The sequence below is a fragment of the Emticicia sp. W12TSBA100-4 genome (genome assembly GCF_040253585.1).
In the GTDB taxonomy this organism is placed as follows: Bacteria; Bacteroidota; Bacteroidia; order Cytophagales; family Spirosomataceae; genus Emticicia.
The window spans coordinates 114,745-129,848 of record NZ_JBELAU010000012.1 but is presented as its reverse complement, the minus strand read 5'-3'; the positions used below and the strand labels follow the sequence as shown (position 1 = coordinate 129,848).

Below are 15,104 nucleotides of genomic sequence, written 5' to 3'. Positions count from 1 at the left end.
GTACCTAAATTTTCTCTTAATCTTTAAACTTATCTAACGTAGGCTGAATCACGTCATACACTTGCTTTTTCAAGTCATCTATATCAGCTTTTGTTAAGTTGGTTGTTTCAATTGGCTTATGCACGATTACCCTAATTTTATGCCATTTGAATAGCATTTCGGGCATTACTTTATAATTATCTAAAAGAGAAATCGGCACAATTGGCACTTTATTCTCGATGGCCATTGAAAATGCACCATCTTTAAAAGGCTGTATCATTTCGGGAAAATTGGTCGAAAAAATACCTCCTTCTGGAAAAATCATAATACTTCTCCCCGACTTTAGTGCTTTTATAGACCGAGTCAATGCCTTAATCCGGCTATCCTTTGCTGACCTATCTACTTGAATATGAAGTTTGGTAAACATATACCCAAATAGCGGTACTTTTTTCACGGAGCTTTTCCCCATAAACGCAAAATAGTTTTTTACTACCACGCCCATCATCGCAATATCGAGATAGCTAAAATGATTGGCACAAAAAACATACGCACGCTTGGGGTCAAGTTCTTCTTCGTAAGTAACTTTTACGGGTTGCCCAATTACGAAAAAGAAAATCTTTCCCCAGATACGATTACAGTAATGGGCAATTGGTTTCCATTGTTCTTTTTGCAAGCAAACATAAACAATAGGAAAAAGTAATAAAAACACTACCAAAAACCAAAACGCACACCAAACTGTATATATCCAAGAAAATATCTTCATGCCCCCGTCCCCTAAAGGGGTGTTTTTTCTAAATTTTAAAACTATCGACTTGTGGTCTATTGACTATCGTCTATTTATTTTATATCACTACGCAAATCGACAGGCTTTGCATTTTTACGCATTTTGATGTTGAGTGTTTCAACCAAAAATGAGAATGCCATCGAGAAGTAAACATAACCTTTCGGTACGTGTACTTTAAATGCCTCAGCTACAAGTAATGTACCAATCATTACTAAGAACGATAAAGCCAACATCTTCACGGTTGGGTGACGCTCAACAAACTCGCCTACCTTACCCGCAAAAGCCAACATTGCAAAGGTAGAAAGAACTACTGAAACGGCCATCACCATGATATTACTGGTCATACCAATCGCAGTAATGATAGAGTCAATTGAGAAAACGATGTTGATAATCGCAATATCAAAAATAGCTTTTGATAATTTTGAAGAAGTCTTTTTGGCACTAATATTTTCTTCGCGTCCCTCAAGTTTATGGTGGATTTCTGAGGTTGCTTTATACAACAAGAAAAGTCCACCAATCAATAGAATAATATCTTTACCACTAAAACCTAAGTCGAAAGGTAAGCCCAAATCTTTCAGGTTAAATAAGTCTGTTTGTAGTCCTAAAATCCAACCCAACACAAATAATAAAGCAATACGAATGGCCATTGCCATTGCCAAACCAATGGTACGGGCTTTTTTCTGTTCAGAGTGTGGAAGTTTCGATGAGATAATCGAGACGAAAATAATATTGTCAACCCCAAGTACAATTTCTAATAATGTTAAAGTAAGAATACTTGTTAAAGCTGCTGTTGTAAAAATTTGTTCCATTTCAGGTTTAGTTTTATTTGTTTATGAAGCGAAATTAGACTTTTTCGATGTTTCCGCCAAATTCAAAGATGATAAACGGAAAATTTTAAATAAATCACACGTCTGAATTCTTGATGAATATCAGAAAACAGTTCACTTTTTTCTGATATTTTGATGCAAAAACCAATCAAAAATTAGTCTTTTTTTGTACCAATTTACCAATATATTATTTTCTTGTAGAATTATTCCTATTTCATGACCAAAATCACAAAATAGTATTATAATTTAACTGAATTTTAGTTGATGAAACTTAATAAAGTACCTACTTTTGTTATATACAATCTATTTATTTTGACTTTTAATGAAACTCTCTAAAGAATTACTGACCGACAGTTCAACACTCCAATTACCTGAAAAAGTACTTCAATTTGGTACGGGGGTTTTACTTCGTGGATTATGCGACTATTTTATTGACAAAGCCAATAAACAGGGGATTTTTAACGGACGAATCGTGGTTGTGAAATCAACCGATTCGGGTGGTGCAGATGCGTTTGCCGAACAAGATAATCTTTACACGATTTGTGTGAGAGGTCTTGAAAAAGGCGTAGCTACTGAAGAAAACATCATCAGTTCGGCTATTAGTCGAGTGATTTCAGCTCAATCTCAATGGAACGAAGTCCTCGAAACTGCCCAAGACCCCAATATTTCGGTAGTAGTTTCAAACACAACTGAAGTCGGTTTGCAATATGTAGAAGAGAGTATTCGTCAGTCTCCGCCTGCTTCGTTTCCTGCGAAACTTACGGCGTGGTTGTATGAACGTTTCCAAAATAAACAAGCTGGAGTTGTAATTATACCGACCGAGTTAATCGTAGGAAATGGTGATATTTTGAAAGGTTTAGTTTTGAAAGTTGCTGCTTTTAATGAATTACCAGCAAATTTCATTGAATGGGTGAAGACCGAAAATTCATTCTGTAATTCATTAGTTGATAGAATTGTTCCAGGCAAGCCAAAAGGTGACGCTTTGACCGAGGTTCAAGGAAAGTTAGGTTATGAAGATTCACTCTTGGCAGTTGCCGAAACATACAGACTTTGGGCGATTGAAGGTGATGATAAAGTAGAAGAGGTTCTGACTTTTGCCCAAGCCGATGAAGGTGTAAAAATTGCCAAAAATATCGAGCAATTCCGTGAACTAAAACTTCGTATGCTTAATGGCACGCATACGCTCATGTGTGGAATGGCTTTTCTTTCGGGTTTCCAAACAGTGAAAGAAGCATTGGCCGATGATATGACTGAGAAGTTTATCACAAACCTGATGATGTCGGAAATTGCTCCTGCAATTCCGTATAAAATAGATGCAAAAGTAGCTCAACGCTACGGTCGTGATGTTTTGGATAGATTCAGAAACCCATACCTCGACCATCAATGGATTAGTATCACGCTTCAATATACCATGAAAATGCAGATGCGTAATATTCCATTATTGTTGAATTACTACAAAGAATTCAGTACAGTTCCTCAATATTTTACTCGTGGGTTTGCGGCTTACATTTTATTCATGAAAGCAGTAAAAGAAGAAAACGGTAAATATTTTGGCGAAAAAGAAGGCGAACTTTATCCTATCCAATGCGATTCGGCAAAATATTTTTATGAAGTATGGCAAAACCATAAACCAAACGAAGTGGTAGATGCAGTGCTTGGCAACGAACAGCTTTGGGGAAGTGACCTCCGCAAACTCAAAGGTTTTGCCGAAAACGTAACTACGCATTTATCAAATATGATGGCAATCGGTGTGCGTGAAGTAGCTGCCGCATTGAATGTTTATGCTTGATTGTAGCACAATTCTCTGAATTGTGTAGGCTTTACAATTCGAAGAATTGTGCTACAAAAAAACGCTCCGAGAGATATTCTTTCGGAGCATTTTTGTTAATTGCCTCCTGCTTTAGCTGGAGGATTAAGAGAGGATTTTATTTTAATCCTTTGATAATAGTTAAAGCATTACCAACAATTTCAGTAACTTTTGCCCAATCTTTTGCTGCTAAAACATCTTTCGGCACTAATTGTGAACCAATTCCTACGGCAGTAGTACCCGCACCAAACCATAATTTTAGACTTTCTTCGGTTGGCGAAACTCCACCCGTAACCATAATCTGTGCATCGGGCATTGGGCCTCCTTTGAGAGCTTTCACAAAACCTGCTCCCAACACATCCCCTGGGAAAATCTTGATAAATTCAGCACCCGCTACACGAGCATTATAAATTTCGGTAACTGTCATTACACCTGGCATCCACGGAATACCTGCTGCTTGACAAACTTTCCCAACTTCGGGGTTCATTACTGGAGCTACAATAAAATTTGTACCAACATCAATAAACTTCTGTGCCGTGGCAGCATCGTAAATCGTACCGATTCCCAAGATCATTTCGGGCATTTCGGTTTCAGCGATTTTTACAAGTTCTACAAAATTATTATACGAATTTTCGGTGCGATTCGTGAACTCAAAAACTCTCACACCTGCGGCATAGCACGCACGCAACACACCTAAACACAATTCTAAATCATTGTGCGTAAAAAGCGGCACTAAACCCGTTGCCGAAACCTGTGTCAAGGTTGTATTTTTATCAAATCTTGCCATTGTTTTATAATTTACGAATTATAAATTACGAATTACGAATAAAAATCATAAGATTTTAACGCAAAATTCGTAATTCGTAAATCGTCATTCGTAATTTTCATTTATCTTCTCAATCTCCCAGATTTATCTCCGCCCATTACGGCTTCAACTTCTGGGACTGTCACTAAATTTTGGTCGCCTTCGATGGTATGTTTCAGAGCCGCAGCTGCCGTTCCAAATTGCAATGATTTCAAATCATCTTTCAATACAACTTGCCCATAAATAAAACCACCCAAAAACGCATCTCCAGTACCAATTCTATCAACAATATGGGTAATATCCTGATAACCAGTTTCTATCAATTCTTCACCATTCCACATTTTAGCAGAATACTGATTGTGCGAAGCACTTACCTGAATACGGTCAGTATCTATTACTTTCTTAATTGTCGGATAAGCCTCCATCAACATTTTACAAGCCTCCACAAATTTACCCTTCTCGACACTTACTTGAAGTCCGAAAATTTCTTCGATGTTTTTGCGGCTTGCCAAAATAATATCTGAGTAAAAGGCTAATTCGGGTAAAATTTCTTGCGGAGTTTTACCATATTTCCACAGATTGCTACGATAATAAATATCCGACGAAACAGTTATCCCCAATTTTTTAGCAGCTTTTACAGCATCTAAACACGCTTTAGCAGCACCTTCCGAAATAGCAGGGGTAATTCCACACCAATGAAACCAATCTGCACCTTCCAAGATTTTCTCCCAATCGAAATGCTCAGGGTTAATATTTGCAAATGCCGAATCAGCACGGTCATAGACAATCTGACTGGCACGCATCACTGCTCCTGTTTCCAAGAAAAAAGAACCTAATCTTTCGCCTTCTAAAATGACATGAGCATCATTAACTCCTAAAAATCTTAGAAAAGATTTTGCCTTTTGACCCATCAAATTATTGGGGAAGGCTGTTACGTGAGTAGCTTCAAAGCCAAATTTTACCAACGAAGCTCCAACATTCATTTCAGTACCACCAAAAGTAGCATTAAATGATGTCGCTTGTTCGAGTTTCTGAAAATTGGGTGTCGAAAGGCGAAGTAGCACTTCACCGAAAGTTACTATTTTTGGCATGAAATCAATGATTGAATGAATGACTTATTGAATGAGTGAATATCTCAAACAATTTCCTATAAACCTCTTACTATTCCTAACTCTAAACCTCTTAATTCGGCTAAACCACGCAAACGACCAATGGCCGTATAACCTGGATTTGTTCGTTTGGTAGCATTTAAGTCATCGAGCATTTTGTGTCCGTGGTCTGGGCGGAACGGTAATCTGTAATCTTCACGCCCTTCGCTTATTCTTCGTTTTTGTTCTAAAACCAAGGCTTTCATTACACCATACATATCTACATCGCCATCTAAGTGGTCAGCTTCATAGAAGTTTCCTTCGGCATCACGCTTAGTGGCTCTTAGGTGTACGAAATTAATTCTATCGCCCAAACGCTCAACCATGCCTACCAAATCATTATCGGCACGCACGCCGTAGCTTCCTGTGCAGAAACAAAGTCCGTTAAACTTACTTTCGGCTGCTTCGAGCAATAATTTTGCGTCGGTTTCAGTACTTACTACACGAGGTAAACCTAAAATCGGATACGGAGGGTCGTCGGGGTGAATCGCCAACAATACGCCTGCTTGTTCAGCTACTGGTGTAATTTCTTTCAAGAAACTATACAAATTTTGGCGTAATTCTTTATCTCCTATATATTTATACGTATCAAGCGTTTCTCTGAATGCCTCAATCGTAAAACTTTCTTCGCTTCCTGGCAATCCTGCAATGATATTTTTGGTCAGGCGAGTCACATCAGCTTCGCTGGCACTTTCAAACCATGCTTTTGCTTTGGCAATTTGTGCTTCCGAATAAGATTTCTCGGCGTTTACTCTTTTCAGAATATACATTTCGAAAGCACAAAACTCGGTCATATCAAAACGTAGAGCTTTTGAACCATCGGCTACTTCAAAATCTAAATCGGTACGAGTCCAATCCAAAATTGGCATAAAATTATAACAAACCGTATCAATGCCACATTCGGCCAAGTTCACGAGGCTTTCTTTGTAGTTTTCGATGTATTGCTTATAATTTCCAGAAGCCTTCTTGATGTCTTCATGCACAGGCACACTTTCTACCACCGACCACACCAAACCGCTACTTTCGATGAGAGATTTACGAGCTTGAATTTCTGATTTTGTCCAAACCTGACCGTTTGGTATATGGTGAAGTGCCGAAACAATGCCAGTTGCCCCAGCTTGTCGAACATCGGATAAACTTACGGGGTCATTGGGGCCAAACCAACGCCATGTTTGCTCAAGAGCCATATTTTTAAGATTGAAATAAATGATTTACAAAAATATAACTAAGGCGAGAAGTCTCCAACTAATATTTTGTCAGGAACAAATACTTTTTTGACAGTAACACCCCTCAATGTGTCAAAAACTTAAAATTAGGTTATACAAAACAAATTTTAAATATAATTTTTGCAGGAAATTTAAAAAGCTGCTATTTTTTTTTGATGAATATTTGGAAATAAAAAAACAGACGTGCATCTTTGCAGTCCCAAACAGAAAAGTAGTTTGTTTGCGAAAAGGGAGTTTAGCTCAGCTGGTTCAGAGCACCTGCCTTACAAGCAGGGGGTCACTGGTTCGAACCCAGTAACTCCCACTCTTTTCAAAACAGTACAATATGTCATGGGAGTTTAGCTCAGCTGGTTCAGAGCACCTGCCTTACAAGCAGGGGGTCACTGGTTCGAACCCAGTAATTCCCACAAAGCCTCAACTTTCGTTGAGGCTTTTTTTGTTGCTGTTTTTACTATCTGAACTTACCTTTTCGGCTACTCCACCTATTTTAGTTTGAAATCGGGCTTCTTTACGAATATTTTTAGAGAAAACTAATGATTTAACCAAAAAAAACTCCTACCTTTGCACCCTAATTTGAAAAGGAGTGATTTTTGTACATAACATAAGCACTTCATTACAAGAGACTTACAAATCAAAAAATAATTTAAAACAAAAAAATGGCACGCGATTTAAAATTCACAAGAAATATCGGTATTGCTGCCCACATTGATGCGGGTAAAACCACTACCACTGAGCGTATCCTTTACTATGCGGGCGTTAGTCACAAAATCGGTGAGGTACACGATGGTGCAGCAACGATGGACTGGATGGAGCAAGAACAAGAAAGAGGTATCACTATCACTTCGGCAGCGACAACTGTAAACTGGGACTACCGTGGCGATAAATACCATATCAACATCATTGATACCCCAGGTCACGTTGACTTTACTGTGGAAGTAAACCGTTCTTTACGTGTATTAGATGGTCTTGTATTTTTGTTTAGTGCGGTTGATGGTGTTGAGCCTCAATCTGAAACTAACTGGCGTTTAGCTAATAACTATAACGTTGCTCGTTTGGGCTTCGTAAATAAAATGGACCGCTCTGGTGCTGACTTCTTGAACGTGTGTAAGCAAGTAAAAGAAATGTTGGGTAGCTACGCTGTGCCATTGCAATTACCAATCGGTTCGGAAGATAACTTCAAAGGTGTTGTTGACTTAATCAACTTCCGTGGTATGATTTGGAATGAGTCAGACAAAGGTATGACCTACCAAGTAGTGCCAATTCCAGACGATATGTTGGAAGAAGCAACAGAATATCGTGAGAAATTATTAGAAGCAGTAGCTGAGTTTGACGAAACTTTGATGGAGAAATACTTCGAAGACCCAGAGTCAATCACTGAAGATGAAATCTTGGCTGCTCTTCGTGAAGCAACTATCGCAATGAAAATCGTTCCGATGCTTTGCGGTTCTTCATTCAAAAACAAAGGTGTACAAACAATGCTTGACCTTGTGATGGCTTTATTGCCTTCTCCATTGGACAAAAAAGCGATTGTTGGTACTGACCCTAATACAGGTGCAGAAATTACTCGTCGTCCATCAGAAGATGAGCCATTTGCAGCGTTGGCGTTTAAAATCGCAACTGACCCTTACGTTGGTCGTTTGTGCTTTATCCGTGCTTACTCAGGTGGTTTGGATGCAGGTTCTTATATCTTGAACAACCGTTCTGGAAATAAAGAGCGTATCTCTCGTATCTTCCAAATGCACGCTAACAAGCAAAACTCAATTCCAAGATTGGGTGCTGGTGATATCGGTGCGGTTGTAGGTTTCAAAGACATCAAAACTGGTGATACTTTGACTGATGAGAAAAACCCAATCGTTCTTGAATCAATGGTATTCCCTGACCCAGTTATCGGGTATGCAATTGAGCCTAAGAAAACAGCTGACCAAGATAACTTCTCGAAAGCTATCACTAAGCTTATCGAAGAAGACCCAACGCTTACAGTTGAGTCGAACGAAGAAACAGGTCAGACTATCATCCGTGGTATGGGTGAGCTTCACCTTGAAATCATCATCGACCGTATGCGTCGTGAGTTTAAGGTAGAAGTAAACCAAGGTGCTCCGCAGGTAGCTTACAAAGAGACGTTAACAAAATCATTCGAACACCGTGAGGTTTACAAAAAACAATCGGGTGGTCGTGGTAAATTTGCTGACATCGTATTTGAAATCAGCCCACGTGCAGATGGAAAACCAGGTTTGGAGTTCGTAAACGAAATCGTAGGTGGTGTTATCCCTCGTGAATTTATCCCTGCTATTCAAAAAGGATTTGAGTCTGCAATGGTAAATGGACCATTGGCTGGTTTCCCAGTTGACTCAATGAAAGTTCGTTTGTTCCACGGTTCTTACCACGACGTTGACTCTGATTCATTGTCATTCGAGATGGCTGGACGTTTAGGTTTCAAAGAAGCTGCTCGTCAAGCTGGTCCGAAAATTCTTGAGCCAATCATGGCAGTTGAGGTAATCACTCCAGACGAATATACAGGTCCTATCACTGGTGACTTAAACCGTCGTCGTGGTATGATGAAAGGTATGGATACAAAAGCAGGTTCACAAGTAATCAAAGCTGATGTGCCTTTGTCAGAATTGTTCGGTTATGTAACTGACCTTCGTACAATGTCATCTGGTCGTGCAACGGCTAACTTGACGTTTGACCACTACGAAATCGTACCTCAAAACATCGCTGACGGAATTGCTAAGAAAAACGCTTAATTCCTGGTTGAAGTTTAATCATAAAAAAATCCTCTGTTAGCGATAACAGGGGATTTTTTGTTGGATAGCTGGGCGTATGCGATACGTCGCTACACTCTATGTTATTAATTAAGAAAATTGAAGATTAACGATTGAAAATTATTGATTTTTGATAGTTTGTCACTGCTATATAAACAAACAAATCCGTAGTCAATATTCTTTCTCTAAACTCTTTCCACAATCACGGCATAACCCATGCCCACACCTACACACATAGAGGCCAAAGCATAACGCTTCTTTGTTCTAACAAGCTGATTTACAGCCGCTTGAATGATACGAGTACCTGACATTCCGAGTGGATGACCAAGAGCTATCGCTCCACCGTTTGGATTAATACGTGCATCATCATCAGCTAAACCAAGATTTCTTGAAACTGCCAAACATTGTGCAGCAAATGCTTCATTGAACTCGATTACGTCCATGTCATTTAAAGTAAGACCTGCTTTTTGGAGAGCTTTCTGCGTTGCTCCTACTGGCCCAATTCCCATAATGCGTGGCTCTACTCCTACCACCGCCGAAGATACAATTCTTGCTTTTGGTGTAAGATTATAGCTTTTTACGGCATTTTCTGAAGCAATATACATGGCAGCGGCACCATCGTTCAAACCAGAAGCATTTCCTGCGGTAACAGTACCATTTTCTTTTTTGAAAGATGCTTTCAGCTTTGCTAAACCCTCTAAAGTTGAGCTTCCTTTGATAAATTCATCTTTATCAAAAACTGTAATATTTCCTTTTCTATCGGTCAATTCAACACCTACGATTTCTTCAGCTAAAATGCCATTTTGTTGTGCTGCGAAAGCTTTTTGTTGAGAACGGAGTGCAAATAAATCTTGGTCATCACGGCTGATATTATACATTTCGGCTAAGTTTTCGGCCGTTACACCCATCGCATCAGTTCCATACATTTTGTGCATTTGCGGATTGACAAAACGCCAGCCAAAACTTGAGTCAAAAAGCTGCACATCGCCCCCAAATGGTTTTGAAGATTTACTCATCACCATTGGTCCACGAGTCATGTGTTCCATTCCTCCCGCAATAAAAACTTCGCCATCACCTGCTTTGATTGCACGATTAGCATGGATAACGGCCGACATTCCCGAAGAACACAAACGATTGACGGTTTCACCTGGAACGGTATAAGGTAAACCAGCCAAAAGCAAGGCCATTCGAGCCACATTTCGGTTATCTTCACCAGCTTGGTTGTGGCAACCCAAAATCACATCTTCGATTGCATCGAGCGGAATATTGGGGTTTCTTTTAATTAATTCTTTTATTGGTAAAGCTGCCAAATCATCGGCACGCACTGGCGATAAACTGCCACCAAAACTTCCAATTGGTGTGCGGATGGCATCTATTATATATGATTCTTTCATTATTCGATAACTTTTGGCACGCTGAAAACAACGCTAATTTTGAAATCCGTACTTATCAGCGTTACGATAGTATCTGCGTTATCAGCGTGCCATTTTTATGATAGTTTTATGTCAAAATTAGCACTTGTTTTGGCTTTTATTTCTTCTAAAGTAACATTTGGCATGAGTCCGATAAGCGTAAGTTTACCTGCTGGATATGCAAAAACCGCCAAATCAGTGATAATCATACTTACTACTCCAGAAGCAGTCAATGGCAAGACACATGACGGAACGATTTTAGGAGAGCCGTCAGAATTTGTGTGTGTCATGGTAATAATGAGCCTTTTTGCTCCTTTGGCTAAATCCATTGCACCACCTACGCCTAAAAGTGGTTTTCCTGGTACTGCCCAATTGGCGAGATTTGCGGCTTCATCACATTCTAAACCTCCCATGATGGCTACGTCGATATGTCCACCACGAATCATGGCAAACGATTCGGCACTATCAAAATAGCTACTTCCTTGCAAGGGCGTTACGGGAATTTTTCCTGCATTTACTGGGTAATTCATTGCTCCACCACCATCAGTTGGTACTGGGCCTACACCCAACATTCCATTTTCGGTGTGGAGAATAATTCCATGTTCTTCAGTGATTAAATCGGCTACTAAAGTCGGAATACCGATGCCGAGATTTACTACATCACCTTTTTTTAGTTCGGCCAAGGCACGTTTTGCCATATTCATTCTCACTTCATCCACTTTCTTCGAAGACGAAACCGATGCCGATGTACCTAAATCTTCGAGCGTAAGGGTGGCTTGTACCAAATAATCTACGAAACAACCTTGCGTATGCACATTTTCGGGGGCAATTTCACCTACGGGAACGATTTCTTCCACCTCAGCAATAACCAAATCAGCAGCGGTAGCCATCGCTTTATTAAAGTTATTTTCTGTCATTCGGTATTGTAGATTTCCTGCGGTATCAGCACGCCAAGCACGAATAAACGCCACATTTCCTCTAATTCCTTTGATAAAAACTTGCTCTACGCCATCAATTACTTTGGTTTCTCGGCCTTCAGCAATTTTTGTTCCTGCGGAGGTAGGTGTATAAAAACCTCCGATACCTGCACCGCCCGCACGAATGGCTTCGGCCAACGTTCCTTGTGGTAAAAGTTCGGCTTCAACTAAACCTGCTTGCACGGCTTTTACTGCATTCGGATTTGAGGTAAAGAAAGAGCCTATTACCTTCTTGAGTTGTCCGTTTGCCAAAAGTCTATCGCCACCCAAACCTGGTTCTCCCGTGTTATTTCCTATAAAAGTTAGGTTCTTGGTGCCTGTTTCGGCCAAAGCGTGCATCAAGTGTACAGGGTTTCCTGTCATGCCAAAGCCACCTTGTAGCAAAACATCGCCATCCTTAACCATTGAAGCAGCAGTGTGTAAATCTATTATCGGTACTTGTTTCATATTGTCGAATTACGAGTTTCGAATGACGAGGTACGAATATTTTTAATGTCAAATTATAAAATATGAATATGAAATTCTGACCATTAAAAACTTTCTAATAAATACCTCTTCATTCAATTATTATTTTTGATTATTTCTTGCTGTTTTTATTGATGCAACGGTTATAGAAAGTAACTCATTTGCTTCTCTATACGATGATTCAAATTCTGATTTTAAATTTGGCAATAACTCAATAATGAATTCAATCTAAAACATAGTTTCATCTAATTCTTCTTCAACAATCTTAAGTTTATTAATAAAGTCTGGATTAGATTTCCCTCTACATGCAGCACGATAGTTTGCGGCAACAGATGGTGCAGAACGAACCATTTGATTTCTACAAGCCTTAAATTCTGGCTCAAAAGGCAATTTTCTTGTGAGTAAAACAATTGAAACCGCCCATTTTTATATCTTTCTTTCAAATCTGAAATCATAGTTGCTACCATTAAATATTCGTACTTCGTTATTCGTAACTCGTCATTTTCATTTTTCTATCCAAACGCCTCAAACGGCAAACCAACATAGTTTTCTGCAAGCGTTGTGGCGTAAGCTTCAGATAATGAAATATAATCAAATTTAGCTTTTTGTAATTGATATTGAAAAGAACCGTGTTCGTATTGTTTATGAAACAATGTGGTCATGAAATTAGAGAAATCTTGGGCTCTCCAAATACGTTTCAGGGCGATTTCTGAATAATTATCCAATGCCTTCATCGAATTATTCTTGTAAAAATCAGTAAAGCCATCTACCAAATGTTTTACATCGGCTACTGCTAAATTTAGGCCTTTCCCACCCGTTGGAGGTACAATATGAGCGGCATCACCTGCTAAAAACAATCGTCCGTGCTGCATATTATCAATAAAATAACTACGCATGGGCGTGATACTCTTTTCGAAAATCGGACCAGAATTGAGTTTCCAACCTTCTGTACCTAATCTAATCGAGAGTTCTTCCCAAATTTGCTCATCTGTCCAATTATCTACGTGGTCGTCGTTGTCAACTTGAATGTAAAGGCGGCTTACTTTTTCTGAACGCAAACTATGCAAGGCAAAACCACGCTCGTGGTAAGCATAAATCAATTCTTCGGAAGATGGTGCAACATGAGCCAAAATACCCAACCAACTAAATGGATACGTAATTGTGTATTCTTTATAAGCATCTTTTGGCATTGACTTACGGCCTAAACCATGAAAACCATCGCAAGCGGCAATAAAATCGCATTCAATAATGCCTTTTTCTCCCTCATGTTCAAAATGAATTTTCGGGCTACTGGTTTCGAGACCATCCAATTCAAGAGCGGGGGCTTCAAAAAGCAATGTTTCACCACCATTTACCCAAGCCTCAGTAAGGTCTTTTACTACTTCTTGCTGACCGTAAATGGTAATGTTACGCCCATTGGTTAATTTGCCGAAAGGCACACGAATACGTTTTCCATCAAAGTTTAAATACACTCCGTGGTGTTCTTGTCCTTCTTTAACCAATCTATCGGCCAAACCTAAGTTTTTAAGAATATCGACCGTATTTTGCTCTAACAAACCTGCACGTACACGTGCTTGCACATATTCTTGACTACGATGCTCAATAATAACCGACGAAATGCCTTGTTGTTTGAGCCAATTAGCCAACGTAAGTCCAGCAGGGCCAGCCCCGATAATTCCAACTTGGGTTTTTATTGTTTTCATTCTGAATTGTTCTGTTTATAAAATGTTGACTCCTAATTCTTTAAATACTTCTTCGGCTGCATGAATGGCTTCGTTGGCAGCTGGCAGGCCACAATACAAAGCCGATTGCATGATTACTTCTTTAATTTCGGCCACCGTTACACCATTATTAAAAGCGGCTCTGACGTGCATTTTAAACTCAGTTTGGCGGTTTAAAGCAATCAGCATTGCCATTGTAATCAGACTTCTATTATGTTTAGAAAGATTTGGACGAGTCCAAACTTCACCCCACGCATAATTTGTAATAAACGACTGAAAATCAGTATTAAACTCATTTATTTTGCTATTCGCACGGTCAACGTGGGCATTACCTAAAACCGTTCGGCGGACGTGCATTCCTTTATCAAAAGTGGCTTCACCTACGAAAAAATCTATTAAAACTTGGGCGTATTCTTTCGGAAGTTCGGTGGCGGCTAAGTGGCGAGCACGAAGAACCTTTAATTGAGCATTTGGAATATTGACAACCAAAAACTCTGCCTGCTCGACATTCGTGACGGGGTCTTCATCGCCCGTGATTACCAAAGTTTCAACCCTCAGATTTTGTAGTTGACTTCTAAAATCTGCATCTCGAATGGCACAGCAACAATTTGAATAACCCTGTACATCGCTTCGTAAAAACATAGCATAAGTTTCGGCTACTTTTTGTGGTTTTTGCTTTCTGAAATCTTCGGTAAACCAACGCTCCATTGTGTCATCAACAATTGCCTGCATTCCATTCTTTGCAATGGTTTCGATTCTACCATTCCAACGTTCATCATTTCCGATTTTTGCACCTGTGTTGCTTAAAACTATCTTTTTGAAGCGATTTGGGTGATTTATACCAAGATATTGTCCTATCAAACCTCCCATCGAAAGGCCACAATAATAGGCAGTTTCGATGTTTAGTTCATCCATCAAATGGATAATATCCTTACCTAAAAGTTCGATTGTATAACCTTCTTTGCTAATATTGTTTTTTGAGCCACCATGCCCACGAGTATCGTATTGTAATACTCTGAAATATGGTAGCAGATATGGAATCAGCTCTTCCCACATCATCATTTCCGAACCCAAAGAGTTAGAAAAAATCAGTACTGGGCTATTTGGTGTACCTTGTATTTTATAGTTCATAGTATTTTAAAATTACGATTTTTGAATGATGATTTACGAATAATGTACCATTCGAAATTC

Annotated in this window: 12 protein-coding genes and 2 tRNA genes; 4 read left to right on the top strand and 10 right to left on the bottom strand. The window is 39.3% G+C overall.

The window, feature by feature from the left end:
* Positions 1–16: 16 nt before the first annotated feature.
* Positions 17–742 (bottom strand): lysophospholipid acyltransferase family protein, encoded by a 726-nt coding sequence (locus ABR854_RS18695; RefSeq protein WP_350267367.1) that lies wholly within the window; start codon positions 740–742, stop codon positions 17–19.
* Between the two features lie 74 nt (positions 743–816).
* Positions 817–1,572: a TerC family protein gene (locus ABR854_RS18690; RefSeq protein ID WP_350267366.1), complete on the bottom strand. Its 756-nt coding sequence runs from the start codon at positions 1,570–1,572 to the stop codon at positions 817–819.
* A gap of 340 nt (positions 1,573–1,912) precedes the next feature.
* On the opposite strand from ABR854_RS18690, the gene ABR854_RS18685 reads away from it, so the two are divergent.
* Positions 1,913–3,379 carry a tagaturonate reductase gene (locus tag ABR854_RS18685; RefSeq protein ID WP_350267365.1) on the top strand — a complete coding sequence of 489 codons (1,467 nt, stop codon included), beginning with the start codon at positions 1,913–1,915 and terminating at the stop codon, positions 3,377–3,379.
* A gap of 136 nt (positions 3,380–3,515) precedes the next feature.
* On the opposite strand, the gene ABR854_RS18680 is transcribed toward ABR854_RS18685, so the two are convergent.
* From ABR854_RS18680 to uxuA, 3 genes are all read right to left on the bottom strand, one after another.
* A complete protein-coding gene (locus ABR854_RS18680; protein WP_350267364.1) occupies positions 3,516–4,184 on the bottom strand; it encodes a bifunctional 4-hydroxy-2-oxoglutarate aldolase/2-dehydro-3-deoxy-phosphogluconate aldolase in 669 nt (222 codons plus the stop codon).
* 101 nt (positions 4,185–4,285) lie between these two features.
* Positions 4,286–5,293 (bottom strand): PfkB family carbohydrate kinase, encoded by a 1,008-nt coding sequence (locus tag ABR854_RS18675; RefSeq protein ID WP_350267363.1) that lies wholly within the window; start codon positions 5,291–5,293, stop codon positions 4,286–4,288.
* 56 nt (positions 5,294–5,349) lie between these two features.
* Complete coding sequence (gene uxuA / locus ABR854_RS18670) at positions 5,350–6,537, bottom strand: mannonate dehydratase (RefSeq protein ID WP_350267362.1); 1,188 nt, start codon at positions 6,535–6,537, stop codon at positions 5,350–5,352.
* 268 nt (positions 6,538–6,805) lie between these two features.
* Here uxuA and ABR854_RS18665 point away from each other — a divergent pair.
* The 3 genes from ABR854_RS18665 to fusA all read left to right on the top strand — a co-directional run bounded on the left by ABR854_RS18665 (position 6,806) and on the right by fusA (position 9,320).
* Positions 6,806–6,880, top strand: a tRNA-Val gene (locus ABR854_RS18665).
* Positions 6,881–6,908: 28 nt separating this feature from the next.
* Positions 6,909–6,983 (top strand) — tRNA-Val (locus tag ABR854_RS18660).
* 249 nt (positions 6,984–7,232) lie between these two features.
* On the top strand, positions 7,233–9,320 hold the full coding sequence (fusA, locus tag ABR854_RS18655; protein WP_350267361.1) for an elongation factor G: 2,088 nt from the start codon (positions 7,233–7,235) through the stop codon (positions 9,318–9,320).
* A gap of 203 nt (positions 9,321–9,523) precedes the next feature.
* On the opposite strand, the gene pcaF is transcribed toward fusA, so the two are convergent.
* The 5 genes from pcaF to pcaDC form a co-directional block, all read right to left on the bottom strand.
* Positions 9,524–10,732 carry a 3-oxoadipyl-CoA thiolase gene (gene pcaF, locus ABR854_RS18650; RefSeq protein WP_350267360.1) on the bottom strand — a complete coding sequence of 403 codons (1,209 nt, stop codon included), beginning with the start codon at positions 10,730–10,732 and terminating at the stop codon, positions 9,524–9,526.
* 95 nt (positions 10,733–10,827) lie between these two features.
* The gene (locus ABR854_RS18645) at positions 10,828–12,174 is read right to left on the bottom strand and encodes a 3-oxoacid CoA-transferase (RefSeq protein ID WP_350267359.1); all 1,347 of its coding nucleotides are present in this window, start codon (positions 12,172–12,174) and stop codon (positions 10,828–10,830) included.
* A 246-nt stretch (positions 12,175–12,420) separates the two neighbouring features.
* Positions 12,421–12,582: a four helix bundle protein gene (locus tag ABR854_RS18640; protein WP_350267358.1), complete on the bottom strand. Its 162-nt coding sequence runs from the start codon at positions 12,580–12,582 to the stop codon at positions 12,421–12,423.
* Positions 12,583–12,704: 122 nt separating this feature from the next.
* A complete protein-coding gene (locus ABR854_RS18635) occupies positions 12,705–13,895 on the bottom strand; it encodes a 4-hydroxybenzoate 3-monooxygenase (RefSeq protein ID WP_350267357.1) in 1,191 nt (396 codons plus the stop codon).
* A gap of 15 nt (positions 13,896–13,910) precedes the next feature.
* Positions 13,911–15,044 (bottom strand): bifunctional 3-oxoadipate enol-lactonase/4-carboxymuconolactone decarboxylase PcaDC, encoded by a 1,134-nt coding sequence (gene pcaDC / locus ABR854_RS18630; protein WP_350267356.1) that lies wholly within the window; start codon positions 15,042–15,044, stop codon positions 13,911–13,913.
* Positions 15,045–15,104 lie beyond the last annotated feature (60 nt).

Bases quoted from the DNA above. Each gene is read 5' to 3' on its own strand.
- ABR854_RS18695 (WP_350267367.1), bottom strand. From the start codon at position 742: ATGAAGATATTTTCTTGGATATATACAGTTTGGTGTGCGTTTTGGTTT.
- ABR854_RS18690 (WP_350267366.1), bottom strand. From the start codon at position 1,572: ATGGAACAAATTTTTACAACAGCAGCTTTAACAAGTATTCTTACTTTA.
- ABR854_RS18685 (WP_350267365.1), top strand. From the start codon at position 1,913: ATGAAACTCTCTAAAGAATTACTGACCGACAGTTCAACACTCCAATTA.
- ABR854_RS18680 (WP_350267364.1), bottom strand. From the start codon at position 4,184: ATGGCAAGATTTGATAAAAATACAACCTTGACACAGGTTTCGGCAACG.
- ABR854_RS18675 (WP_350267363.1), bottom strand. From the start codon at position 5,293: ATGCCAAAAATAGTAACTTTCGGTGAAGTGCTACTTCGCCTTTCGACA.
- uxuA (WP_350267362.1), bottom strand. From the start codon at position 6,537: ATGGCTCTTGAGCAAACATGGCGTTGGTTTGGCCCCAATGACCCCGTA.
- fusA (WP_350267361.1), top strand. From the start codon at position 7,233: ATGGCACGCGATTTAAAATTCACAAGAAATATCGGTATTGCTGCCCAC.
- pcaF (WP_350267360.1), bottom strand. From the start codon at position 10,732: ATGAAAGAATCATATATAATAGATGCCATCCGCACACCAATTGGAAGT.
- ABR854_RS18645 (WP_350267359.1), bottom strand. From the start codon at position 12,174: ATGAAACAAGTACCGATAATAGATTTACACACTGCTGCTTCAATGGTT.
- ABR854_RS18635 (WP_350267357.1), bottom strand. From the start codon at position 13,895: ATGAAAACAATAAAAACCCAAGTTGGAATTATCGGGGCTGGCCCTGCT.
- pcaDC (WP_350267356.1), bottom strand. From the start codon at position 15,044: ATGAACTATAAAATACAAGGTACACCAAATAGCCCAGTACTGATTTTT.